This is a genomic window from Salicola sp. AFF1 (assembly GCF_056783195.1).
Map to the genome: position 1 here is coordinate 12,255 of NZ_JBXAYL010000019.1, position 23,820 is coordinate 36,074.

Sequence of the window (23,820 nt, forward strand, 5' to 3'; positions counted from 1 at the left end):
GCGCCCTCCGGGGCGCCGCCGGTCGAAACAGAAAGGCCCCGGTCGTGCCATCACGCCGGGGCCTTTCCGCGTTTTGGGCGGCGCCTCAGAGCGCGTACACCAGCAGGGGCACAAACGCCACCAGCACCAGGGCCGCGCCCATCACCACCATCGGCATCAGGATCCGTTCATAGCGCTGGTAGAAACTGCCGCCACTGGCCTCCGTCTGCGCCAGGCGCACCTCGTTATCGCCAACCACCTGGCGGGTCAGGAGGTGGTTGAGTGACACCGGTGGCGTGAGGTAGCCCAGCTCAAAGGCCACCAGGGTCACCATCCAGAAGTGAACGGGATGGATCCCGCTCTGGTAGGCGAAAGTGGCCACGGTGGCACTCACCAGTATAACGGCCCCGAAGGCATCCATGATCATGCCCAGACCCACCAGAAGCAGCACCATCAGGCCCATGGCGGCCCAGGGGCTGGCCACGCTGGCCGGGAACAATGCCATGAGCTCGGCGCGCTCGATAACGCCGCCCAGACTGATGGAGAGCCCAAACAGCAGCAGCAGGGCCCCGATCTCTGCGGTGGTATCCGTGGTGGCCTGGCGCAGGCTGGGCTCAAGCGCGCGGTGGGCCTGACCGCCAGCGGTCTGGGGCAGTTCCCGGCCCCGGAAACGGATGGCCTCAAATACCAGTATACTGATCAGCATCACCGGCAGGATGCGCGGCGCCGAAAACTCGTCCAGGGTCACGCTCAGACCCCAGCGGTAGGCCACCACAACCGCGGCAACCACCAGCGCATAGGGAATCAGGGGCCGCAGTGCCTGGAGCATCTCGGGGATCGCCTCGTTCAATGGCGCCAGTTTCAGCTCGCTCTGGCGATTGAACAGCATTGTGACCAGGAAGAACAGAATCGCAGAGAGCGCGAAAACCATGGCGCCCCAGCTGAAGAGCTGGTCGGTGGTGACCTCGCGGTTGAGCATGGCGATGACCACCACCAGCAGGCAGGGGCGCAATACTACCCCCATGGAACCGGACATGGCGGTAGCCGCCAGCGCCAGCTGGCGACGCGCTCCGGCAGCGCGCAGCTCGTGGTAGATGACGGCCCCGGCGGCGATCACGAAAATGCCAGAGGCCCCTGTGTAGGCGGTGGGAATGGCAGCGACCACCACGGCCACGGTAGCCAGCAATTCGGGGGGCATGCGCAGGGGGCGGAAGACATCAAACACCAATGAGGCTACCCGGGTCTGCTTGAGCATCATCCCCGCCCAGATGTAGAGCGCCACGTTCACGAAGATCTCCGCGTGCTCCATCAGCGCCCCCAGGTAAACGCCAATGCCCTGCATATAGCCGAAGCTGAGGAAGTAGGCTCCAGAGATGAAGCACATCACGGCATACAGGGGGATGGTGGTCAGCGACTGCACAATACCGCCGCCCGACTCCAGGTTGTCCGGCTCTCGCAACAGGCGATAGACGCTGGCCACCCCCAGCACCGCAAAGCACACCACCCAGAGCACATTGAGCGTATCCCGCGCCGGTGGCACCGCTTCCATGGATTGATGCACATGGTTACGGTAGATCCAGCTGGATCCCAACAGCATGAGGTTGGCAATAGCCTGGGCACTGTAGGAGACCCGGTAATCCATGCGGGTCTCAATGCCCCGGATGGCGATCTGGTGCCGGCCCAGCGTGGCCGTGGCCGCGCAGATGGCCAGCAGCAGGATCAGCAGCGGACGCTGCCAGTTGAGGCCCGCCTCCGTAATGGCCGCCAGGCCCTGCTCAAAGCCTCGATAGAGCCGCACCGGCGTGGTGATGCGCTCCTTCATGACGTGGTACTGGAGGTGATCGGCCTCACAGGCTCGCTGTGACGCCTTCACCGAGCGCCGGATGGCCTCGCGATCCACCTCGGACTCCCCGAGCAGTCCGGCAATCTCCTCGTCCATCCGGCGCTCGGCAACCCGGTCCACCTCGGACTCGATGTCCACCAGGAAACGACAGTCCGGCGGCTCCGGGTCCTCCCGGAGCTGGTAGTAGCCGGACCAGAAATGTTCCCCCAGCTGAAGCGCCTTGTTGTGCAGGTCCGTGCTCGTGGCCAGGAACACGAACAACAACAGGATCAGGCAGGCCGGCAACGACGAGAACCATTCGATGCCGGTACGGCGTGGCAGTCCCATACAGCAGACCCGGTCAGTTGGTGGCTTCAGCCCTCAGAGCGGGCGCATTCCGCCCTGGAGGGGTTCACCCGGCAGCGGATGCCACGCATCAGCTTCAGGGCGGTCTCGTCGAATTCGCCTTCCTCGCGCAGCTGCCGCCGGACCTCGGCGAGCATGGCATTGTATTCATGGCGCTGTTGCTTGGTGGGCCGCATCCAGTACTTTTCCTTCACCTTGGATTCGGCGTCCTCAATGATGCCGTAGGCCTGATCAATACGGTTGAAGGCGTACTCCCGCGCCTGCTTCACGAATCGCTCGGGAAACCGGTCCCGGCGCACAAGGACCTGGAAGTTCATCTGCGCCAGGGTGTAGTCGAGGATGGCGCCGTTGTCGCCCAGGCCCTTGTAGAGCTCCAGCGGCTCATAGGCCACGGCCGGCGCATAGGCGGCATCAACGCTGCCATTGTTGAAGCGTCCGGAGAAGTTGGAGGTGCTGGAGCCGACCACGGAAGCGCCCACATGGCGGACCATGGTAACCGACGCCTTGTCATGCCCCAGGGTGGCAATGCGCTTGCCCTGGAGCTCTTCCACCGTGTCGATCGAGCGGTCATCAAGGAACAGGTAGACGGCACCCGCCGGGAGCACGCCCACAACTTCATACTTTTTGGTCTTCAGATACTTGCGGGCATTGGACTGGCTCAATACCTGCAGCAGCATCCGCATTTCCTCTTCCCCCGGTATCGCGCCCATGGCCTCCAGCGATCCGGTGAAACGGTTAAAATCACGGGCCATGGTGCCGGTCAGAAGAACCGAGTCGCACTGGCCATTGCGGAATTCCTCGGCGGCGATTTTCTCGCTGGTGTAGGCCCGCAGGTCCAGGTCCACGCCCTTTTTGAGCGCCATCGGCCTGGCGGATTGCATCAGCTCAAACAGCGGACCATTGGCCCCCACTGGGTCGAATACGCAAAGGCTGCGCTCAAGCAGGTCCTCCTTGGCTGCGACGCTCGTGGCGGTGGCAAGCGTCAGCGCCGCCAGAGCGCCCATCAGTGTGCGTTTCAGGGTTTTCATGACCATGCCTCCTGGTTGCGCCCGTTACATCAGTTCATTCAGGTCAATGCGCTCGGATTCCGGTTCCGGATCATCCCAGAATTCACCCAGCCGCCCGGTCGGGGTGCGGTGGCCCTGGGCCCTCGTCCAGAGCCGGTCGGAAATCGCCTGGATATGACGCGTTGCCGTCGCATCGATCATGACCCAATCTTCGGCGGCGGGCTTGGCCTCAATCGCCTTGGCGTGGCGGCGGATCACCTCCCGCAATCTCGCCTCGTCACCCGCGTTCTGGGCAGCGACGGCGTAAAAAACATGGGCCAGTCGCACACCAGCTTCTTCGCCCTTGCGGCTGGCCTTTTCCAGCTGCTTGAACGGCTTGGCACCCTCGGGCGCCGCAGACGGAACCATGGCCCAGACAGTGGCCCTCATGGCGCGTGGCGCCCCCCACCAGCGGTCGTCGTCCAGGCATCGGGTGGCGCGGGCCACCCGCGAACCAATGTTGTTGGGGATGCCCAGCTGTTCACCGGCACGCACCTGGGTATTCATCGCCTGCAAGCCAGAGAGCAGTCCGGCCAGGAACATGAACTGATCCGTCTCGGTTTCAAGTCGTTCGGTGGGACATTCCCCGTTCCCCACGTCACCGTAATGGCTGTTCATGTTCTTCCAGGCCTTGTGGAAGCGAAGAGCGGCTTGCCGGTAGTGGCGGCGAGCGGCGTAGCGGGCATCCTGAGCCGCATCGGGGTCGCGGTCGCGCATCAGTCGCTCATACGCCAGGTCCCGTTCGCGGGCCCGTGTTTCAGAGCAGCCGGCGGCGGATAGGTGCATCATGATGCCAAGCTGGTTGGGTTCATCCGTTACCCGCCCGAACGACATCATCAATGGTGTGGTCGCCTCGCCCATGGCACAGGACATGCCCACATCGGACTGCTTCAGCACATAGGGCGTGGTGTGTTCCTTGGAGAGTCCCTGCATCACGCTGCCACTGGTGGCGTACATCTGGTGGCGGATCATGGAGCAGCCGCCGAGCATCGCAAGCAGTGCCAGCAGCACCGTTACCCGCGCCCAGAGCCGGGGTTGAAGGATTACTCTCATGGTTGGCCTCAGCCTTTCCTGTGGGTTGCTCTTCCGTGCGTGCGGCGACTCCCTGATGCAGCGTCATCGCCGGTCAAATCCAGTCCGGCATTATGCGCAACCCTCGGGTCCTGTTGTGAGATCAGTACCACAAAGACTGGAATGAGAAGCCCATGGCGCGCTCAGGTTACCGACCGGTCAGGGTTGACGGCTGTCTCTGGTGGGCTATATCTGAACGGTGTTATCGTGATCATCGAAAAGACAAAGGAGACCCCATCATGCGTAAGCCGGAACTGGCTGCTGCCATTGCTGAAGAAACGGGCCTGTCGAAGAGCAAGGCTCAGGACGTGTTGAATGCCTTTACGGATCAAGTCAGCGCCGCGCTGGCCAAGGACGAGGGCGTGAGCCTGCCGGGCTTTGGCAGTTTCAGCGTGCGTGAACGCAGTGCGCGTACCGGCCGCAACCCGCAGACCGGCGCAGCGATCCAGATTCCGGCGAGCAAGTCAGTGGGATTTAAGCCGGGCAAGCCCCTGCGCGAGGCCATTAAGTAGCCACACTCCCAGTGGCTCAGCCGGGGTTGTTGTCCTTCCCCGCCTCAAGGCGGGCCAGGCGCCGCTCGATCGCCGTCAGCTCTGTCTGGATGGCGGCCTGACGATCCAGTACATCCCCGGCATGACGGGCAATCCGCCACAGCAGGCCAGTCATGACGGCAAGCAGAACCAGCGCGATCCAGCTCATGCGTCGTCACCCTCATCTTCGTGACGGATACGGCCATCCACGGCGGTCAACGTCACCCGCCCCGGCAGTGCACGATCCATAACCGGTAGATGCGGGCCAGCGGAGAACAGGGTCCGGGCCGCAGGCGCCCAGGTCCGTCGCGGGTCCACCAGCGTCAGGTCCGCCACGGCATTCTCGGCGATGGTGGGCGTATCCAGGCCCAGCACTTGCGCCGGCCCCGTGGTCAATGCCCGCAGCAGGGCCCGTTGTGAAAGCTCCCCGGCGGCCACCCGCTCCATCCCCAGCGACAGCGTGGACTCCACTGTGGAGAGGCCGGGCTCGGTCTCCGGGAAGGGGGCAAGCTTGGCCGCTTCGTCCGAGGGCCGGTGCTGGCTGACAATGGCATCAATCACGCCGCTTTCCACACCCTCGAGCAGTGCGCGCCGGTCCGCTTCGCTGCGCAACGGCGGCCGACAGTGAAAGGTGCCATTGTAGCCTTCGATGGCGTCTTCCGTGGCCACCAGATGCGTGATGCCCACCTCGGCGGTCACGCTGTGCCCAGCCTCCTTGGCGGCCCGCACCAACGCCACGGAACGCGCACAGCTCAACGGCCCGATGTGCAGGCTGGCTCCGGTTTCCTCCGCCAGCATCAGCAACTCACTCACCGCCGTGGTTTCCGCCACTTCCGGAATGCCGGGGAGTCCGAGCCGGGCGGCCACGAGCCCATCATGGGCGCAGCCCTCGGAAGCCAGGGAGGCGTTTTCCGGCTGCAGGAACAGGCGGATTCCGAAGGTATGGGCATAAGCCATACAGCGGCGCAGCACCCGGGCGCTGGCGGCGGTGTAACCGCCGTTGCCCAGGGCCACGCAACCAGCCCGGGTCAGCCCAGCCATATCGCTCAGGCGCTCGCCTGCCAGTCCCCGGGTCAGCGCCCCTACGGGCAGAACCCGAGTGTGACCCTGGCGTTGAGCCACATCCAGTACAAGATGGGTGACGGCACCGGAGTCGTTCACCGGTGAGGTGTCCGGTGTGGTGCAGACGGTGGTAAAGCCACCCCGGGCGGCGGCACGGGTTTCGCTTTCAATACTGCCAGTGCGGTCGCTGCCCGGTTCCGGGAGCAGGCAGTTGAGGTCGATCAGCCCAGGCAACAGCCACTGGCCGGTACCATCCACCACGCGTTCCGCCCGTTCCCCGGAGAGCTCACTCCCCACCCCGGCAATGCGACCGTCGGCCACCAGCACGGAAGTCGGCATGGACGCCGGTTCACCGTCAATCACGGGATGAATGTTGTCGACACGCCACTTCACGATGACGCCTCCCCCTCTCCGGTTGCCGACTGACGCTCGTTGAGCTGGCCGCCCATGGCCATGGACATGACCGCCATGCGCACGGCGATGCCATTGGTCACCTGTCCAAGAATCACGGACTGTGGCCCATCGGCCACGGCGGACTCGATCTCCACGCCCCGGTTGATGGGCCCGGGGTGCATGACCAGCGCCCCCGGGTTGGCGTAGGCAAGCTTCTCCCGGCTGAGGCCGTACATGCGGTAAAACTCGCTCTCGCTCGGCAGCAATGCCCCTTCCATGCGCTCATTCTGGAGCCGCAGCATGATGATGACGTCCACGTTGCGCAGCCCTTCTTCCATACGATGGAACACCCGCGCGCCCAGGGCCTCGGGCTCGTGGGGCAGCAGCGTATCCGGCGCGATCAACCGCACCTCGTCCACACCCAGAGTGTTCAGTGCCCGGATCTGTGAGCGAGCCACGCGCGAGTGCTGGATGTCACCCACAATCGCCACGCGCAGGCCGCTGAAGGTTGTCAGGTGCTGGCGGATGGTCAGCATATCCAGCATGGCTTGGGTCGGATGTTCGTGGCGCCCGTCACCGGCGTTGATGATGGCCACGTCCGGCGTTACGGACTGGGCCACGAAGTGCGGCGCCCCACTCTGGGAGTGGCGCATCACGAACATGTCGCTGGCCATGGCGCGCAGGTTGAGCAGTGTGTCCGAGAGGGATTCGCCCTTGGAGGTGGCCGAGGTGCCAATGTCCAGATTGAGCACGTCCGCCGACAGACGCTTGGCGGCAAGCTCAAAGGTACTGCGGGTACGGGTGCTGGGCTCGAAAAAGAGATTGACCAGGGTGCGCCCCCGGAGCAACGGCACCTTCTTGATGGTGCGCTCACCCACCTCGATGAAGGAATCGGCGGTATCCAGGATCCGGGTGAGCAGGGGCTCGTCCAGCCCTTCAATGGCGAGGAAGTGGCGCAGCTCCCCGTCAGCGGTCAGCTGCAGGCGGCGGCTGCTGTCAGGCATCGGGCACCTCCTCTACCGTGAGTTCCAGCGGCTCCGGGCCCTGAAGCTTGATGCGCTGACGTGCCCCCAGATCCTGGCGGATGCCGATGACATCCGGCTGAATGGGCAGCTCCCGGCGACCCAGATCGACCAGCGTTGCCAGGGTAATGGACTCAGGCCGGCCATAGTCGAAAAGCTCGTTCATGGCGGCACGGATGGTGCGCCCGCTCATGATGACATCGTCCACCAGCAGCAGGTGCTGCCCGCCGGTCTCGAACGGCAGCCGTGAGGGACTGACGCGGGGGTTGAGCCCGACACGGCTGAAGTCATCCCGGTAGAAGGTAATATCAAGCTCGCCGCAATCGGCCTCGATGCCGAGGCGGTGCCGCAGCGCTTGAGCAATCCAGACACCACCGGTGCGGATGCCTACCGGGAGCACTCGGCCCAGGCCCCGCGCGTGGATATGGTTGCGCAGGTCCTCGGTCATCCGATCCAGAAGCTGTTCAATGTCCTGCACAGCGGCTCCTGTCGTCAGTTACTGGCGGAGGCGCACCAGGTCTCGAGGATCAGCTCCGCCGCGCGCCGGTCCACGCCCTCATCCGCGTGATCCGGAACCCGGCCCTGTGCCAGCGATTCCTGCTTGGCCTCATGGGTGGTCAGGCGTTCATCCACCATGGTTGCGGGGCGATGATAGCGTCCTTCAAGCCGTCGTGCGAACTTGCGGGCAAGATGGCACAGCCAGGTTTCCGTCCCATCCATGTTAAGCGGCAGCCCCACCAGGAACAGCTCCGGCTGCCAGGTCTCGACCAACCCGCCCACCTGGTTCCAGTCCGGGATCCCGTCCCGGGCCTTAAGCCGTGCCACCCCGGAGCCAGAGCCCAGCATCTGCTGGCCCACCGCCACGCCAATCCATTTCTCGCCAAAGTCGAAAGCCATCAGGCTGCGACTCTCAGGCATGGCCCACGCCCCCGCTCAGGTGGCCCGGGCTCACGCCCAGCTTCTCCAGTGCCGCGTTGAGACGCTGGGCTGGCTCACGCTCGAACAGAATGCTTTCGTCCGCCGGGCAGGTCAGCCAGGCATCGCCGGCAAGCTCTTCCTCCAGCTGGCCCGGTGCCCAGCCGGCGTAACCCAGCACCATCAGAAAATCCATGGGCCCCTCGCCAGCCGCGATGGCGCCCAGAATGTCCCTTGATGTGGACAGCGCCAGCGTCTCCGTCAGTGCCAGCGAACTCTGCCACTGGCCGACCGGCCGGTGCAGGACAAAACCGCGTTCGGGCTGGACCGGTCCCCCCTGGTAAACGGGCGCGCTCGGCGGGTCCCCCTCAAGCGACAGCTGCGAGAGCAGGTCGCCCAGATCCAGGTCCATGGGGTGGTTCACCGTTAACCCCATGGCGCCCTCGTCACTGTGCTCACAGATATAGGTCAGTGATCCCCCGAAGCGCGGATCCTCAAGCCAGGGGGTCGCGATCAGGAAGTGATTGGTCAGGAATTCCGACTGTGTGCTCATGATCGCAGTATTCCTTGCCTGGGGCCAGCACACAATAGGGTTAACCCTTATCCGGAACGCTTGCGCTCAGCCCGCCTGATTCAAAGGACCAGGTTCGGATGATCTCAAGCACGTCCTGCTCCTCGGCCATGCGCCGGTCGAAGGCTTCGAAGGGCGTTGCTTGGCGGACGATTCGCTGCGCCGCGTCATCTAGCACTGCGTGGCCGGAGGATTGCAGTACTTCCATCTCGCGAAGGCTGCCATCACTGTTGATGGCCACCAGCATCCGGACCCGCCCATGAATTCCCCGCCGGCGCGCCTCCCGGGGGTAGTTGAGATTGCCTGTGCGCTCAATGGTCTGCTGCCAGTTGCGTACATAGCCGGCAACGGCATCCGTTTTCGTCGACACAGAGGTAACGTGTTCGATGCGTGGACGCTGCGCGTATTCGTTCTGTTGCTTGCTCAGGCGCGCCTCCAGGCTGGCCATCCGCTGGCGGCGCTGCTGAAGGCTCTCGTCCGGATGATCACGTTTTGGGGCCTGATCATCCTCCTCACTTTCGTCCGGCGTTTGACGGGACGATGGGCTCTCGGTGGTAACCCGCTCGGCGACACCGCCGCTGTCAGGCCGGGGCTCGGGCTGGGGCGGTGTGGCAGGGCGTGGCTGTGAGTCCGAAAACGGGGCCGACTCGCGGCTGGTGAGCTCCTGCTTGGCTTGTGCCTCGCCACTGCCTTTCTGGGAAGCCTCGGCCAGGAAGTCCGCCTCCTCCGGCGCCTCTGATGTGGGCCGGGTTGCCAGCGTTACGTCCATGCTATGGTCGGTGGTTTGGGGGTCTTCTGGTGCGAACCCCACTCCCAGAATCAGTACACCGTGAACCACCAGGGCGGCAAAGAGGGTCAACCCCAGGCGGTCCGCATGCGTTACCTCCGCCACGACAGCGCTCAGCCTCCGACCTGGTTGTCCAGACGATGGGCGATAGCCGCCATCAGCCGGCCACCAATGTCATCGTCAAAGGCGCGATCAAGCTCCCGCACACAGGTGGGACTGGTTACGTTCACCTCGGTCAGGTAATCACCAATCACATCAAGCCCCACGAACAGCAGCCCACGGGCCTTCAGTGCCGGCCCCACCTGCTCACAGATCCAGCGGTCCCGGTCGGTCAGCTCACGGCCCTCACCGCGCCCGCCGGCCGCCAGATTGCCACGGCTTTCACCCGCTTCAGGGATGCGCGCCAGCGAGTACGGCAACGGCTCGCCGTCAATCATGAGAATGCGCTTGTCACCGTCCTGGATCTCGGGCAGATAACGCTGAATCATGGCACTGCGGGTCCCGTCCGCCGTCAGGGTCTCGAGGATGACACTCAGGTTCTCGTCGTCCGGGCGAACCCGGAAGATGGACTTGCCGCCCATGCCGTCCATGGGCTTGATGATGACGTCGCCGTGCTCGCGGTGGAATTCACGCAGCTTGCGGGGATCCCGGCTCACCATTAATGGCGGGATGCACTGGGGAAAGCGGGTGGCGAAGAGCTTCTCGTTGCAGTCGCGCAGAGTGTTCGGGGGATTGAGCACCAGCGCCCCCTGGCCTTGTGCCATTTCCAGGATCCAAGTGGCCATGGTGAAGGCATCATCCACCGGCGGGTCCTTGCGCATCAGGATCACGTCCAGTTCACCAAGGTCCTGATCCCGGCTCTCGCCGAACTGATACCAGCCCTGCGGATCATCATACACTTCCAGATCCCGGGTACGGGCACGCGCCTGGCCGTCGCGCACATAAAGATCGTCGAGCTCCATGTAACGCAACAGCCAGCCACGGCGCCTGGCAGCCAACAGCAGGGCCAACGTGGTATCCTTGTGAAAACTGATCCGCTCGATCGGATCCATGACCACACTAAGGGTCACACTCATCAGGGGCCTCCCGGAGGTGATTAACGGGCCGGCAATGTACCGGCATGCGCGCCAGAGAATACCTGCTATGCTGGAAAAAGGGCAGTGGTTGTGCAAGCTGGCCACCGGGCCAACTGTTGAACGCCGGGTAAGTGATTTCCATCACAATCAGTGACACAACGTCGCTGGAGGCCAGGCCCGGCATCCGTTATAAAAGTGGGGCCATATAGAACACGCATGGGATCTGTGTTAAAACGGCGCCTCATACTGAGGCCGAAGCAAGGCACGGAAAGCCATCCGGGCCGCCGCAAGCACAATGATCTCTCTATTTAGCGCAGGGCTGTTGGACAATGGACGATAACTTCGAAAACCTCAAAGTCATGGTGATCGACGACAGCAAGACCATCCGTCGCACCGCGGAAACCCTTCTCAAGAAGGTGGGCTGTGAAGTCATCACGGCCACAGATGGGTTCGACGCACTCGCCAAGATCGCGGACTCGCAACCAGACATCATCTTTGTGGACATCATGATGCCGCGTCTTGATGGCTATCAAACCTGCGCCCTGATCAAGAACAACGATGCATTCAAGCAAACACCCGTAATCATGCTGTCGAGCAAGGACGGCCTCTTCGACAAAGCCAAGGGCCGCATCGTGGGATCGGACCAGTACCTCACGAAGCCATTCAGTAAGGATGAACTGCTCGGCACCATCCGCGACCACATGCCCACGCGCCAGGAATGACCGCTTCGGCATGACCCATCATTTGAACGACCCATAGCAGAGGAACCCATGGCTCGCATCCTGATTGTTGACGACTCACCCACGGAGGTGAAAAAGATTTCCGGACTGCTAACCAAGAACGGCCACGAAGTGCTGAGCGCCGACAATGGCTCCGATGGCGTTGCCATTGCCCGTTCGGAACAGCCGGACCTGGTGCTCATGGACGTGGTCATGCCCGGGCTGAACGGCTTCCAGGCAACCCGGCAACTGACCCGCAGCTCGGAAACCCAGCATATTCCCGTGGTTATTGTGACCACCAAGGACCAGGAAACCGACCGTGTCTGGGGTACGCGCCAGGGCGCACGTGGTTACCTGGTCAAGCCGGTGCCCGAGGACGAGCTGCTCAAGACCATCGACGACCTGCTAAGCTGAACGGGAGTACCGGATGTCCGCGCAGGCCATTTCAGCTGAAACCGACCCGTTCAGCGCCCTGACAAGCATTGCCCAGCGCAGTCATGAAAAAGCTGCCGGGCTGCCCAAGCAGGAGGAAGCGGTCGAGCTGTTCAGTGGCATCGGGTTCACCCTGGCAGGGCAGCGGTATGTGGCGCCCATGGGTGAGGTGGCCGAGATCCTCGACGTACCACGCTTCACACCTGTGCCAGGTGTGCGGGCGTTCATGCTCGGGATCGCCAATGTCCGCGGCCGCCTGCTTCCGATCATCGACCTTGCCCTGTTCTTCGGCCTTCCCAGGCCTGCCGGTGCTCTGCGTGAACGCCGTGTGCTGGTGATTGAGCAGGGGAAACTGTTCAGTGGGCTGGTGGTGGATGACGTGCTGGGCATGCAGTATTTCAGCGTCGACAGTCATACACCGGAGGCGGAAGAACCCAGCAGGGCGGTCAAACCGTTTCTGAGGGGCGCTTACCAGCGCAATGATGAGGTGTGGAACGTTTTTTCCACGCTGGCGCTGGCCGAAGATGAACAGTTTCTGGATGTCGCGCACTGGTAGTGCGCGCGGTTAACCACCGGATTTGTCGATCAAAACAACATCAGAGTGATAGGCCAGGAGCCGAAAATGCAGAACCGTGCCGGAAAATTCATTTCAGCGCAGAGCGCCAACCGGCCCATTGTAGGGCTGATCGGTCTGCTCGGGGTGCTGACCATTGCGCTGGTGGTGGTGCTGTTCCTGATCAACCGCAACAGCAGCCATGACGCCCAGTACATCGACTACGCCGGTGACCTCCGGGTGCTTTCCCAGGAGATCGCCAAGAACGCCACCGAGGCGGCTGGCGGCACCGAGGCGGCCTTCGACCAGCTCCAGAGCTCCCGTGACCGATTCAGTGAACTCTGGGGCTACCTCCGCAACGGGCGGCCGGAAACGGGGCTGCCCCCGCTCAAGCTCACCGAAGAAACCGAAGTCCAATCGTTGTGGAGCGATGTCCGCACCAGCGCGGACGAGATCCTCGCCACCCGCAGCGGCGTGCTTGAACTGCACAAGCTGGCCAACGAACTCAACAACATCATCCCCGATCTCCAGGTGGAATATGAGGACGTGGTGGACATCCTCATCAACACCGAAGCAAACCCTGAACAGATCTCCCTGGCGCAGCGCCAGTCCCTGCTGGCCGAACGCATCGCCCGGAGCGTCAACAACGTCCTCAGTGGTGACGAGGACGCTGTGGTTGCGGCCAACCAGTTTGGCGAGGACGCCCAACGCTTCGGGCGGGTTCTCAACGCCCAGCTCAATGGCGACGAATCCATGAACGTAAGCGCCCTGGAAGATCCAGACGCCCAGTTCATCCTCGAATACGTTGATGAAGAGCTCTTCAACGTGGTGGACAAAAACGTCGACCGCATCCTCCAGTTTTCACCGGATCTGTTCCAGGCACGCGAATCCGCCAACGCCATTTTCACCCAGAGCCCCGAGCTTCTGAGCGAAACCTCGGAGCTGGTCTCGCTGGTCCAGAACCGTGACCACATCGTGACGCCCATCTGGGCCTATGCGCTGCTGGTCGCCATCCTGGCCAACATCATCGCGATCGGTGTTGCCCTCTACCAGGCCTCCCAGCGCCGGCTGCGTGAGACCCAGGAACAGAACGAGCAGAACCAGAATGCGATCCTGCGGCTTCTCGACGAACTGGCCGACCTTGCCGACGGTGACCTGACCACGGAGGCGACGGTTACCGAGGACTTCACGGGCGCCATCGCCGACTCCATCAACTACGCCATCGACCAGATGCGTACCCTGGTGCAGTCCATCCGCGACACGGCCGTGAACGTGGCCTCTTCCGCCGAACAGACCCAGGCCACGGCCAAACAGCTGGCCGAGGCTTCGGAACACCAGGCTCAGGAGATTGCTGGCGCCTCGGCAGCCGTGAACGAAATGGCGGTCTCCATCGACCAGGTCTCCTCCAACGCCTCCGAGTCCTCGTCAGTAGCAGAACGCTCTGTATCCCTCGCCAAGAAGGGCACCGAGGTGGTCCAGAACACCATCAAGGGTATGGACGACATCCGCGAGCAGATCCAGGAGACCTCCAAGCGGATCAAGCGCCTGGGTGAGTCCTCCCAGGAGATCGGTGACATCGTGTCGCTGATCAACGACATCGCCGACCAGACCAACATCCTGTCGCTCAACGCCGCCATCCAGGCCTCCATGGCCGGGGACGCGGGACGCGGCTTCGCGGTGGTCGCGGACGAAGTCCAGCGGCTGGCCGAGCGCTCCTCGGCGGCGACCAAGCAGATCGAAGCCCTGGTCAAGACGATCCAGTCGGACACCAACGAGGCCGTGATCTCCATGGAACACACCACCAGCGAGGTGGTGCGCGGGGCACGGCTGGCCCAGGACGCCGGCGTGGCACTGGAAGAGATCGAGAACGTTTCCACCAACCTGGCGGAACTGATCCAGAACATCTCCAATGCGGCACGCCAGCAGTCGTCCTCTGCCGCGCACATTTCAAACACCATGAACGTCATCCAGGAGATCACTTCGCAGACCTCCTCGGGTACCAACCAGACCGCCGAGTCCATCGGGAATCTTGCGGCGATGGCCGCCGAGCTGCGTGAATCCGTGGCCGGGTTCAAGCTGCCGGAGTCCACCGAGGAAGCACAGCCTGCGGAAGCGCCGCAGGCCCTGGAATCGAACGCGCCCACGGATGCAGGGGATGACAGCGACCAGGATGTCCCAACGGTCCGTTAATCACAGCCACCGGTCAGGTGCGGGCGTAGCATGGTCAATGCTGAAAGCAACAATCCATCCACCGTGATTCCGCCCGGCTTCGCGCCGGGCATGGCCATGGATGACGCCCAGTTCGAGCAGTGGCGGGACCTGCTGGAGTCGCGTACCGGCATGACGCTGTCTCCAGAACGGCGCTCCTTTCTGGAAGCCAACGTGGGCATGCGTGTCCGGGAGCTCGGTTTTCCCAGCTACCAGGCCTACTATGAGAAGATCCTGTACGGCCCTGGGGCAATTGCCGAATGGGCGACCCTGGTGGATCGACTCACCGTTCAGGAAACCCGTTTCTTTCGCGACCAGGATGCCTTTGACCTGGTAGCCGCGCACGCCCGCAGCCATTACCGCGAAGGCGGACAGAAGACCCTGGAGGCCTGGAGCCTTGGCTGCGCCACCGGCGAAGAGGCGTACACTCTGGCCATGCTTCTGCACGAAGCCGCCAGTGACGCACCGGGCAGGCGCTACTACGGCGTGACGGGCACAGACATCAGTCTTGTCGCGCTCGACAAGGCGCGCCATGGGGTTTACGGACCACGCAGACTGGCGGGTACGGACCCGTACTGGCAGTCTCACTATTTTGAAACCCTGGCAGACAACAGCGTCTCCGTGATCCCGGAGCTCAAGGAGCGCGTCAGCTACTCGCAGCTCAATATTCTTGAACTACAACACGCGCCCATGCACGGCATGGATATTATTTTCTGCCAGAATGTTCTCATCTACTTCCGCCGCTGGCGGCGGCGGGGCATCGCTAACCGGCTGGCCGATCTGCTCGCCCCGGGCGGACTGCTGATCCTCGGGCAAGGCGAGCTGACGGACTGGCAGCATCCGGAGCTGACGCCGGTGGCCGCCCCGCAGGTACTCGCCTGGCAGCGATCGGAATCCCAGAATGGCAACCGGAGTGATCATGGCTCAGCACGATGACACCCTCTCCCTCCACTGGGTGAGGGGAGAAATTCAGGAAACGCTCAGACAGAGCCAGCAGACGCTGGAAGCCTTTGCCGAAAACCGCGATGATCTGGCGCAACTCCGGTTCTGCCTGAACCACCTGCACCAGGTTCACGGCACACTCCGGATGGTGCAGCTTGAGGGTGCCAGCCTGGTCGCGGCGGAAATGGAGGCCCTGGCCGAAGCACTGCTCAATGAGGATACCGGGGACAGCGAAACCGCCATCGGCAGCCTGATGCAGAGCATTCTGCAGCTCCCGGATTACCTCAACACCCTCCAGTCCCGTAGCGAAGATGTGCCGCTGCGCCTGTTGCCGCTGCTCAATGACCTCAGGGCCGCGCGCGGTGAAAGCTTCCTCTCGGCCAGCGTGCTCTTCAAGCCGGACCTGAGCCCGGCGCGTTTCGAGGCACCCGCCAAGGTCAATCAACGCCTCACCGCCTCCGGTGTGCTCGATAAAGTCCGTAAACTCCAACAGATGTTCCAGTTCGCACGCGCTGGTCTTGAAAAGGGCGTGGACGAGGACACCCATCTCGATTATCTGGACAAGGTCATTACGCGCCTGATCAAGCTCTGCCAGAAAACCCCGCAGGGTGAGCTCTGGCAGGCAGCGGGCGCGCTCATCGACACCCTTAACTCCGGGCACAACGCCATGGGAGCGGCCACGCTGGCCCTGATCAACGAGCTCGACAACGAGCTCGAACGGCTGATCAGCGAAAGTGACACCATCCTCAGCCAATCCGTACCGGAAGACACGCTCAAGAACCTGCTCTACTACGTTGCGCGTGGTGCCGAATGCAACAGCGAGCGCGTGCGTACCATGGTGGAACGCTACGGATTGCTTGAGGCCCTGCCCGGCGATACCGGCGATCACGGACAAAGCCAGGCGCCGGCACGCGCCGCCATGGCCTCGGTCGTGGACGTGCTCGGTGAAGAGCTCACCTCCATCAAGGACCGGCTGGACCTGTTCGTGCGCGCCCGCGAGCGCAGCAATGCCGACCTGTCAGAGCTCCTCCCCGGGCTTCGCCAGATTGCCAACACACTGGCAATGCTGCGCCAGCAGACCAGCGAGCGTGTCATCAACGACCAGATCGAACGCATTGAGCAGCTCGCAGCCAGTCCGGAGGCCGTGGATGACGGCACCCTGATGGACATCGCGGGTGCCCTGCTCTATGTGGAAGCGACCATTTCCGGGCTCTCGGAGGATGAGGAGCAACAGCCGGCCGACACCGGCGAAAGCGACCATCGGATTACCGGGCTCCAGGCCAACGAGGCCGGGAGCGCTGTGCTGCGTGAGTCCCGCAACGCGCTGGAGCAGGTCAAGACCGGCGTAGTCAACTTCATCGCCTCTCAGTGGAACACCGAGGAAATCAGCGGTGTTCCCGAACTGCTCTACAGTATCCGCGGTAGCCTGCGCCTGATTCCACTGGAACGCACCGCCACTGCCCTGGAAGCCTGCGAGCATTTCGTCCAGCAAGTGCTCATCGACAGAAACTGGGCGCCCAACTGGGAGCAGCTTGACACCCTGGCGGATGCCATCACCAGCATCGAGTACCATCTGGAACGGCACATGGACGGCATCGACGATAACGATGCCATCCTGGCCATGGCCGAGGAACGGCTGGAAAGCCTGGGCTTTCCCCCCGGCAAGGAGGCCACCTGGCAGGAATCCGAGCCGGAGCCGGAACCGGAGGCCGAAGCGGAGGCCGAACACGCGGGCGTCAGCAGCGACGCGGCGGCGACAGCGGAAGCCCCCAAGGAGCGCGACTCCGAGCTGTTGGATGACGACATCCTTGAAATCTTCGTGGACGAGGCCGACGAGGTTCTGGAGACCATCCAGCAACACTATCCAAGCTTCCAGACTGACCATACGAACCATCAGGCGCTCGGTGAAGTGCGCCGTGCCTTTCATACGCTCAAGGGCAGCGGTCGTCTCGTGGGGGCCACCAGTATTGGGGAGCTGGCCTGGTCGGTCGAAAACCTGCTGAACCGGGTCCTGGACCGTTCCATACAGCCGGGCGAGCGCATCATCAACCTGCTCGACAGAGTGATTGAACGTCTGCCGGGCCTGATCCAGTCCTTCCGCGACGGCCAGGCGACGGGGGATGTGGACGACCTCATGAATGAGGCACACAGCCTCGCGGACGCCCGAAACGCGCCTGCGCCCGAGGACACAGAGGCCGAAGAAGCACCTCATGAGGCGCTTGAGCAGGCGCCTGAGGATGAAGAGCCGGAGGAAGCCGAAGAAGCGGAGGCAGCCTCGCCCGCTGAACCTGAACAGGACTCCGAACCGCAAGCACCGTCGGTAACCGAAGCAGAGCCTGAGCCTGAACCAGAGGCAGAAACCGGCCCTTCAGAACCAGCGGCAGCGCCATCACACGGCGGTGACGAGGAGCCCCTCGTGGATCAGGAGATCCTCGATATCTTCATCGAGGAAGCGGAAGAGGTTCTGGAGACCATCCACGAATACCTGCCGCGGCTTCTTGAAAGCTACGAAAACACCAGCGCTCTGACCGAAGTCCGGCGTGCCTTCCATACCCTGAAGGGCAGCGGCCGCATGGTTGAGGCCGAGCGTATTGGGGAGCTGGCCTGGGCGGTGGAGAATGCCCTGAACCGGGTACTCGACGGCACCCTCTTCATGAGCGACGACATGGCATCGGTGCTCAAGGAAGTCACCGAGGCCGTGCCCACCCTGGTGGAGGATTTCCGGCATCAACGGGCACCGTCCGTTAACACTGAAAGGCTTGAAGAACGCGCCAATGCCCTGGCGCGCGGCGAGGTCCTGGATACCGAGCCCATGCCGGAAGCCGAGCCCGAAGCCCAGGCGTCAGAGGCCAGCAGCGCGGAGTCCGGAGAGACCGGCGAGTCCGAAGAGCTTGATCTCGACCCGATGCTCATGGACATCTTCCGTTCAGAGGCCGACAGCCACCTGGAGGCGCTGGACGAGTTCCTCTCCGAGTCCGAGGGGCATAGCGCGGTTGATTATACCGACCAGCTCTCGCGCGCCCTGCACACCCTCAAGGGCAGCGCCCACACCGCCGGCATCGAGCCCATCGCGCGCATCACGGCCCCCATGGAGAAATTCGTCAAGCGGGCACGGGCTGCTGGCGACCAGGCCGATGCCAGCGTCGTTGAGCTTATCCGCCGGGTGCGCAACTTTGTGCGCGCGGGCCTGGAGCGCCTGGATAAAGACCCGCTTACGCCCCTGGACGGCACGGACGCCTTTCTTGACGACCTGCGCGAGCTGCATCAGGCACGCTATCCCGAAGAACGGCCACCGGCCGGGACCATGGCGACACCCCAGCCACAGGAACCCGGGCATAACAGCCTGATCAGCATCTTCCTCAATGAGGGCATTGAGCAGCTGCTGGATGCCGACCAGACACTGGAAGAATGGCTGGCGGGCAACACAGGCGAAGCGCCCCTGCAGGAGCTGATCAACAGCCTGACCACACTCAGCGCCAGCGCCGACAGGGCGCAGGTACAGCACGTCAGCGAGCTTTCCGGTGCACTGCAGCATCTATACGAGGAGGTCATCGAAACGACCGACCTGCCCGTGGACAGCCTGACGCCGCTGCTGCGGGAAGCCCACGAGTCATTGATCAACCTCATGGACCAGCTGGCCGCAGGGCTCGCGACTGAAGCCCCGGCCAGCCTGGTCACCCGCCTGAACGAACAGGCAGCCGACCTGCGCCATGCCCGGAGCGATGCCGAGCAGCAGGTCTTCGAGGAGCGCTTCAGCGAAGACCTCGCCTCCATGGATGAAGCGCTCGACGAGGACATTGGGCCGGAACCTGAACCTGAACCTGAACCTGAACCTGAACCTGAACCTGAACCTGAACCTGAACCTGAACCTGAAAAACAGGATGCAGGCGGTACCGACCAACAGGCCAGCGCGGATATTGATCCGGAACTCGCGGAGATCTTTCTGGAGGAAGCCCACGAGCTCATCGACAGCACGGGCGAAACACTGCACCAGTACCTGTCCGAGCCCCAGAACACGGAACTGGCCAAAACCCTCCAGCGCGATCTGCACACCCTCAAGGGGGGTGCACGCATGGCCGAAATCGCCCCCATCGCCAACCTCGCCCACTCGCTGGAAGACCTTTTCGAGCGCGTGGCTGAAGGCCAGCTGGCTCTCGGGGAAGCCACGGGCGAAACACTGCTCGCCTGCCACGATGCGCTGGCCAACATGGTTGAGCAGGTCAGTGCCTTCCAGCCCTGTGAACCGGCGGACGAACTGGCCGAAAGGGTAAATGCCCTGATACGGGGCGAAAGCGCCGCCCCCGAGCCGGAACGCCAGGAGCCGGAGCCGGAGCCGGAGCCGGAGCCGGAGCCGGAGCCGGAGCCGGAGCCGGAGCCGGAGCCGGAGCCGGAGCCGGAAACATCAGAGCAGGAAGCGGCACAAGAAGCCATCGCCGAACCCGAAGCAGAGCCTTCAGGCGTACCGGACAACGAACTGAGTGCCCTCTTCCTGGATGAGGCCCGTGAGATCGAGACCGCCATCGACAAGGCGATCCGTGACTGGGAGCCCAACCCAGAGCAAGGCGAGCCCATGGCGCGGATGCGCGAGGAGCTTCACACGCTCAAGGGCGGCGCCCGTCTGTCCGAGCTCAACCCCATTGCCGAGCTCGCGGACACCTGGGAGAGCACCCTGGACAGCGTCATCGAAGGCGCCGGCGACAGCCGGCAGGCCCTGAATTACAGCCAAAACAGCCTGCATCAGCTGCGCGGAATGCTGGAGCGCGTTGAGGCCGGTGAGACGCTGGAAGCAGCTGACGGGCAAGCCGAAGCCTCCGAAGCAGGCGCGGCTGAAGACGCCGAAGATGACCCCAGCAACGTCGACCCGGAAGTCCTTGAGATTTTCCTCGAAGAGGCCGGCGAGCTTGTGGACACCCTGGACCATACCCTGGCCGCCTGGCACAAGGCGGAGGACGGCGACCAGGCTGCCCACAGCCAGGAGGCCCAACGGGCCCTGCACACCATCAAGGGCGGCGCCCGGCTGGCCGAACTGACGACCCTGGGCGAGAAAGCCCACCGGTTCGAAAGCCTGCTCTCGCGGATCGAATCCGAGGGCAACCAGCCCACGGAGGCCCAGTGGGACGAAATCAACGGGCTCCACGACGAGATCATCAGCCGCGTTGAACAGGTCCGCAGCACCTGGCAGATGGAATCCGGCGCCGAGCAGCCCGAGCGCGAGGAACAGGACCAACCCGCCGAAGCGCCAGAAACCGCAGAGGCCACGGCAACGCCGGAACAAACCGAAAGCTCCCAAGCAGACACTGCGTCCGCCGGGGAGGCCCCCACTGGCGACGACGCTCAGAAAACAGACAACGAGAGCGAGGCGCCGGCCCAGAAAACCCAGCCGCAGCAACAGGCCCGTGACCAGCGCAAGGCCGAACTGGCCCGCAGTGCCCAGGACACACTGCGCGTCAACGCGCAGCTGATGGACGAGATGGTCAACCTGGCGGGCGAAACCAGCATCACCCGCGGCCGGCTTGAGCAGCAGATCAGCGACTTCAGCCATACGCTCGACGAAATGGCGGCCACCACGGACCGCCTGCGCGAGCAGCTGCGGCGGATGGAGAACGAGACCGAGGCCCAGATCCTGCACCGCGCGGAACAGGAATACGGCCCGGATTATGACCAGGATTTCGACCCGCTGGAGATGGACCGCTACTCCTCGATCCAGCAGCTCTCGCGGGCGCTGTCCGAGTCCGCCTCGGACCTTGCCGACCTGCGCGAGACCATGAGCGAGAAGGTGCGTGACGCCGAAACCCTGCTCCTGCAGCAGCAGCGTACCAACACCGAGCTCCAGGAAGGGCTTATGAAGACCCGCATGGTGCCCTTCTCCTCCATGGTCCCCCGGCTGCGGCGGATCGTTCGCCAGATCTCCGGCGAAACCGGCAAGAAAGCCCACTTCGAGGTCAACAACGCCGAGGGCGAGCTGGACAGGACGGTTCTGGACCGGATGGTCTCGCCCCTTGAGCACATGCTGCGCAACGCCGTTGACCATGGCATTGAATCCGCGGAAGAACGGGAGAAAGCGGGCAAGTCAGCCAGCGGTAACGTCCGGCTGGACCTCAGCCGTGAAGGCGGCGAAGTCGTTCTTCGCCTACAGGACGATGGCGGCGGGATCGATACCGAGAAAGTGCGCCAGAAAGCCATCAGGCAGGGACTGCTCGACAGCGGCGAGGACCTGACCCCCCATGAGATCCTGCAGTTCATCCTGCAGCCCGGCTTCTCCACGGCTGCTTCCGTGACCCAGATCTCCGGGCGCGGCGTGGGCATGGACGTGGTTGCCAGCGAGATCAAACAGCTGGGCGGCAGCCTGGACATCGACTCCACCCTTGGCGAGGGCACCATCTTCACCGTCCGCCTGCCGTTCACGGTGTCGGTCAACCGTGCCCTGATGGTGACCATTGGGGATGACTATTACGCCATCCCGCTCAATACCATCGAAGGCATTGTTCGCGTGTCCACCTACGAGCTTGAGGAGTACTACCAGCCGGATGCGCCAATGTACGAGTACGCCGGCCAGCAGTACCGCCTGCAATACCTGGGCGCGCTGCTCAACTCCGAAAGCCAGCCCAAACTGCAGGGCCAGGCACTGCCTTTGCCAGTGATGCTGGTGCGGGGTGCCGACCAGCCCATGGCCCTGCAGGTGGACAGTCTCATGGGCAGCCGCGAAATCGTGGTCAAATCCCTCGGGCCCCAGTTCGCCAGTGTGCGTGGCGTCTCCGGCGCTACCATCCTGGGCGATGGTAACGTGGTGGTGATCCTCGACCTGCCGGCCATGATCCGTGGCGACATCCTGGCCCAGCGCCAGCGCATGCTGGCCCAGGTGGAAACCGGCGAGACGCCCCAGGAGGAGCATCCCACCCAGGTCATGGTGGTGGACGACTCCGTTACGGTGCGCAAGGTTACCTCGCGGCTGCTGGAACGCCACGGCATGGAGGTACTGCTGGCCAAGGACGGGCTCGACGCCGTGGGTCAGCTCCAGGACCGCCGCCCGGACATCGTTCTTCTGGACATCGAGATGCCGCGCATGGACGGCTTCGAGGTTGCCAGCTTCATCCGGCATGACAGCAAGCTCAGCGATGTGCCCATCATCATGATCACGTCACGGACCGGCGACAAACACCGTGAGCGGGCCGAGGCCATCGGCGTTAACCATTACCTTGGCAAGCCGTTCCAGGAACAGGAGCTGCTGGACACCATCATGGAGCATACCGGCGCCGGAGCTGAGCAATGAGCACAGACCGGGGCGTGATCGTCATCGCCGATGACGTACTCCAGCGCCACCGCCTGCAGCAGGCACTGGACAAACACGGCCTGCCGGTTGCCTTCATTGGTGACCCGGAGCGGTTTGCCGCTCTGGATGCCACCCCTGACTCAAGCCTCTGCGTGGTGGAACTCACCGACGAAGAGGAGTATCCGGAGCTGATTGAAACGCTGCTGACGGACGAGGATCGCCCCCTGCTTTTTGGTCCGGGCGCCGCCCCGGAACCAGGCCACCCGGAATACATACGCTGGGAGAGGCGCCTGTTCGCCAAGCTCGGCGACCAGCTGGGAAGCCTGGAGACACTGGAAAACCAGAACAGCCTGGACGCCCTGGCTTCAGAACGCCAAACCCGCCAGCGCCTGCCCATGCCGACCTGGCTGGAGCCGGCCGAAGAGAACCAGCCGGCCCGACAGCTCTGGATCCTGGGCGCCTCCCTGGGAGGCCCCGCGGCCGTTAAGGCGTTTCTCGATTCACTGCCAGGGCGCCTGCCGGTTGCCTTCGTGTACGCGCAGCACATTGACGCCCATTTCAGTGGGGTTCTCAGCAGCGTACTCACCCGGGACTCGCAATGGCCACTGGTCAGCGCCGAGCACGGGCGAGTGCTGCGATGCGGTGAAGTCCTCCAGGTCCCCGTTGAACAGGAACTCTGGCTCGACGAGGAGGCTCGCATCCAGCTTCGCGACCAACCCTGGGCGGGGCCCTACGGCCCTTCCATCGACCAGCTGATGACCAATATCGCGCGGGTTCACGGTGGCCACTGCCACAGCATCCTGTTCAGCGGCATGGGCAATGATGGCGCCCTGGCCGCACCAGCACTCCGCAAGGCGGGCGGTCATGTCTGGGTACAAAGCCCGGAAAGCTGTGCCAGTCCGGCCATGCCCGAATCCATCCGCGCCAGCGGCACAGCGGATTTTGAGGGCGAACCACGCGAACTGGCGGCCCGACTGCTGCGCGTACTCGAGGAACAGACCCTTCTGGCGGGCCGCTCCCGATACCATTCAGCCTGATTCGACCTGTAAGGAAACC

The 23,820-nt window shown here is 63.5% G+C and carries 19 protein-coding genes; 8 read left to right on the plus strand and 11 right to left on the minus strand.

Annotation, left to right across the window (positions count from 1 at the left end):
* Window positions 1-85 precede the first annotated feature (85 nt).
* From AC1RQI_RS12510 to AC1RQI_RS12520, 3 genes are read right to left on the minus strand one after another with little or no spacing between them, the layout of a single operon-like run.
* Window positions 86-2,149 carry a TRAP transporter large permease subunit gene (locus AC1RQI_RS12510; RefSeq protein WP_481905051.1) on the minus strand — a complete coding sequence of 688 codons (2,064 nt, stop codon included), beginning with the start codon at window positions 2,147-2,149 and terminating at the stop codon, window positions 86-88.
* 26 nt (window positions 2,150-2,175) lie between these two features.
* A complete protein-coding gene (locus AC1RQI_RS12515) occupies window positions 2,176-3,195 on the minus strand; it encodes a putative solute-binding protein (RefSeq protein ID WP_481905052.1) in 1,020 nt (339 codons plus the stop codon).
* A 24-nt stretch (window positions 3,196-3,219) separates the two neighbouring features.
* A complete protein-coding gene (locus tag AC1RQI_RS12520) occupies window positions 3,220-4,266 on the minus strand; it encodes a hypothetical protein (protein ID WP_481905053.1) in 1,047 nt (348 codons plus the stop codon).
* A gap of 257 nt (window positions 4,267-4,523) precedes the next feature.
* Between AC1RQI_RS12520 and AC1RQI_RS12525 the strand changes: the two genes are divergently transcribed.
* On the plus strand, window positions 4,524-4,796 hold the full coding sequence (locus AC1RQI_RS12525; protein WP_416633046.1) for an HU family DNA-binding protein: 273 nt from the start codon (window positions 4,524-4,526) through the stop codon (window positions 4,794-4,796).
* A 16-nt stretch (window positions 4,797-4,812) separates the two neighbouring features.
* Here the strand turns inward: AC1RQI_RS12525 and AC1RQI_RS12530 are convergent, their stop codons facing one another.
* The 8 genes from AC1RQI_RS12530 to gshB are packed head-to-tail and all read right to left on the minus strand — an operon-like array spanning window position 4,813 to window position 10,640.
* Window positions 4,813-4,983: a hypothetical protein gene (locus AC1RQI_RS12530; protein WP_416633045.1), complete on the minus strand. Its 171-nt coding sequence runs from the start codon at window positions 4,981-4,983 to the stop codon at window positions 4,813-4,815.
* The gene (locus AC1RQI_RS12535; RefSeq protein ID WP_416633043.1) at window positions 4,980-6,269 is read right to left on the minus strand and encodes a dihydroorotase; all 1,290 of its coding nucleotides are present in this window, start codon (window positions 6,267-6,269) and stop codon (window positions 4,980-4,982) included. The genes AC1RQI_RS12530 and AC1RQI_RS12535 overlap by 4 nt, the downstream gene beginning before the upstream one ends.
* Window positions 6,266-7,273 (minus strand): aspartate carbamoyltransferase catalytic subunit, encoded by a 1,008-nt coding sequence (locus AC1RQI_RS12540; protein ID WP_416633042.1) that lies wholly within the window; start codon window positions 7,271-7,273, stop codon window positions 6,266-6,268. The genes AC1RQI_RS12535 and AC1RQI_RS12540 overlap by 4 nt, the downstream gene beginning before the upstream one ends.
* On the minus strand, window positions 7,266-7,769 hold the full coding sequence (pyrR, locus tag AC1RQI_RS12545; RefSeq protein ID WP_416633041.1) for a bifunctional pyr operon transcriptional regulator/uracil phosphoribosyltransferase PyrR: 504 nt from the start codon (window positions 7,767-7,769) through the stop codon (window positions 7,266-7,268). The genes AC1RQI_RS12540 and pyrR overlap by 8 nt, the downstream gene beginning before the upstream one ends.
* Window positions 7,770-7,783: 14 nt before the next feature.
* Complete coding sequence (gene ruvX, locus AC1RQI_RS12550; protein WP_416633040.1) at window positions 7,784-8,209, minus strand: Holliday junction resolvase RuvX; 426 nt, start codon at window positions 8,207-8,209, stop codon at window positions 7,784-7,786.
* Complete coding sequence (locus AC1RQI_RS12555; RefSeq protein ID WP_416633039.1) at window positions 8,202-8,759, minus strand: YqgE/AlgH family protein; 558 nt, start codon at window positions 8,757-8,759, stop codon at window positions 8,202-8,204. Before AC1RQI_RS12555 ends, ruvX begins: the two co-directional genes overlap by 8 nt.
* A 40-nt stretch (window positions 8,760-8,799) precedes the next feature.
* The gene (locus AC1RQI_RS12560) at window positions 8,800-9,669 is read right to left on the minus strand and encodes an energy transducer TonB (RefSeq protein ID WP_481905054.1); all 870 of its coding nucleotides are present in this window, start codon (window positions 9,667-9,669) and stop codon (window positions 8,800-8,802) included.
* 8 nt (window positions 9,670-9,677) lie between these two features.
* A complete protein-coding gene (gshB, locus tag AC1RQI_RS12565; RefSeq protein WP_416633037.1) occupies window positions 9,678-10,640 on the minus strand; it encodes a glutathione synthase in 963 nt (320 codons plus the stop codon).
* 329 nt (window positions 10,641-10,969) lie between these two features.
* On the opposite strand from gshB, the gene pilG reads away from it, so the two are divergent.
* From pilG to AC1RQI_RS12600, 7 genes are all read left to right on the plus strand, one after another.
* Window positions 10,970-11,362: a twitching motility response regulator PilG gene (gene pilG, locus AC1RQI_RS12570; RefSeq protein WP_349751308.1), complete on the plus strand. Its 393-nt coding sequence runs from the start codon at window positions 10,970-10,972 to the stop codon at window positions 11,360-11,362.
* A 48-nt stretch (window positions 11,363-11,410) separates the two neighbouring features.
* Entirely contained in the window at window positions 11,411-11,773 is a 363-nt protein-coding gene (gene pilH, locus AC1RQI_RS12575; protein ID WP_095616183.1) for a twitching motility response regulator PilH, read from the plus strand.
* Window positions 11,774-11,786: 13 nt separating this feature from the next.
* Window positions 11,787-12,347, plus strand: a complete 561-nt coding sequence (locus tag AC1RQI_RS12580; RefSeq protein WP_481905055.1) for a chemotaxis protein CheW — start codon at window positions 11,787-11,789, stop codon at window positions 12,345-12,347.
* A 66-nt stretch (window positions 12,348-12,413) separates the two neighbouring features.
* Window positions 12,414-14,534: a methyl-accepting chemotaxis protein gene (locus AC1RQI_RS12585; RefSeq protein WP_481905056.1), complete on the plus strand. Its 2,121-nt coding sequence runs from the start codon at window positions 12,414-12,416 to the stop codon at window positions 14,532-14,534.
* 30 nt (window positions 14,535-14,564) lie between these two features.
* The gene (locus tag AC1RQI_RS12590; protein WP_481905057.1) at window positions 14,565-15,488 is read left to right on the plus strand and encodes a CheR family methyltransferase; all 924 of its coding nucleotides are present in this window, start codon (window positions 14,565-14,567) and stop codon (window positions 15,486-15,488) included.
* The gene (locus AC1RQI_RS12595) at window positions 15,472-22,764 is read left to right on the plus strand and encodes an Hpt domain-containing protein (RefSeq protein WP_481905058.1); all 7,293 of its coding nucleotides are present in this window, start codon (window positions 15,472-15,474) and stop codon (window positions 22,762-22,764) included. The genes AC1RQI_RS12590 and AC1RQI_RS12595 overlap by 17 nt, the downstream gene beginning before the upstream one ends.
* Window positions 22,761-23,801 carry a chemotaxis protein CheB gene (locus AC1RQI_RS12600; RefSeq protein WP_481905059.1) on the plus strand — a complete coding sequence of 347 codons (1,041 nt, stop codon included), beginning with the start codon at window positions 22,761-22,763 and terminating at the stop codon, window positions 23,799-23,801. The genes AC1RQI_RS12595 and AC1RQI_RS12600 overlap by 4 nt, the downstream gene beginning before the upstream one ends.
* Window positions 23,802-23,820: the final 19 nt, after the last annotated feature.

Excerpts from the sequence above, each read along its gene's own strand:
- AC1RQI_RS12525 (WP_416633046.1), top strand. The coding sequence starts at position 4,524 with ATGCGTAAGCCGGAACTGGCTGCTGCCATTGCTGAAGAAACGGGCCTG.
- AC1RQI_RS12510 (WP_481905051.1), bottom strand. The coding sequence starts at position 2,149 with ATGGGACTGCCACGCCGTACCGGCATCGAATGGTTCTCGTCGTTGCCG.
- AC1RQI_RS12540 (WP_416633042.1), bottom strand. The coding sequence starts at position 7,273 with ATGCCTGACAGCAGCCGCCGCCTGCAGCTGACCGCTGACGGGGAGCTG.
- ruvX (WP_416633040.1), bottom strand. The coding sequence starts at position 8,209 with ATGCCTGAGAGTCGCAGCCTGATGGCTTTCGACTTTGGCGAGAAATGG.
- AC1RQI_RS12520 (WP_481905053.1), bottom strand. The coding sequence starts at position 4,266 with ATGAGAGTAATCCTTCAACCCCGGCTCTGGGCGCGGGTAACGGTGCTG.
- gshB (WP_416633037.1), bottom strand. The coding sequence starts at position 10,640 with ATGAGTGTGACCCTTAGTGTGGTCATGGATCCGATCGAGCGGATCAGT.
- AC1RQI_RS12595 (WP_481905058.1), top strand. The coding sequence starts at position 15,472 with ATGGCTCAGCACGATGACACCCTCTCCCTCCACTGGGTGAGGGGAGAA.
- AC1RQI_RS12555 (WP_416633039.1), bottom strand. The coding sequence starts at position 8,759 with ATGAGCACACAGTCGGAATTCCTGACCAATCACTTCCTGATCGCGACC.
- AC1RQI_RS12590 (WP_481905057.1), top strand. The coding sequence starts at position 14,565 with ATGGTCAATGCTGAAAGCAACAATCCATCCACCGTGATTCCGCCCGGC.
- pilH (WP_095616183.1), top strand. The coding sequence starts at position 11,411 with ATGGCTCGCATCCTGATTGTTGACGACTCACCCACGGAGGTGAAAAAG.
- AC1RQI_RS12600 (WP_481905059.1), top strand. The coding sequence starts at position 22,761 with ATGAGCACAGACCGGGGCGTGATCGTCATCGCCGATGACGTACTCCAG.
- AC1RQI_RS12580 (WP_481905055.1), top strand. The coding sequence starts at position 11,787 with ATGTCCGCGCAGGCCATTTCAGCTGAAACCGACCCGTTCAGCGCCCTG.
- pilG (WP_349751308.1), top strand. The coding sequence starts at position 10,970 with ATGGACGATAACTTCGAAAACCTCAAAGTCATGGTGATCGACGACAGC.
- AC1RQI_RS12585 (WP_481905056.1), top strand. The coding sequence starts at position 12,414 with ATGCAGAACCGTGCCGGAAAATTCATTTCAGCGCAGAGCGCCAACCGG.
- AC1RQI_RS12515 (WP_481905052.1), bottom strand. The coding sequence starts at position 3,195 with ATGAAAACCCTGAAACGCACACTGATGGGCGCTCTGGCGGCGCTGACG.
- AC1RQI_RS12530 (WP_416633045.1), bottom strand. The coding sequence starts at position 4,983 with ATGAGCTGGATCGCGCTGGTTCTGCTTGCCGTCATGACTGGCCTGCTG.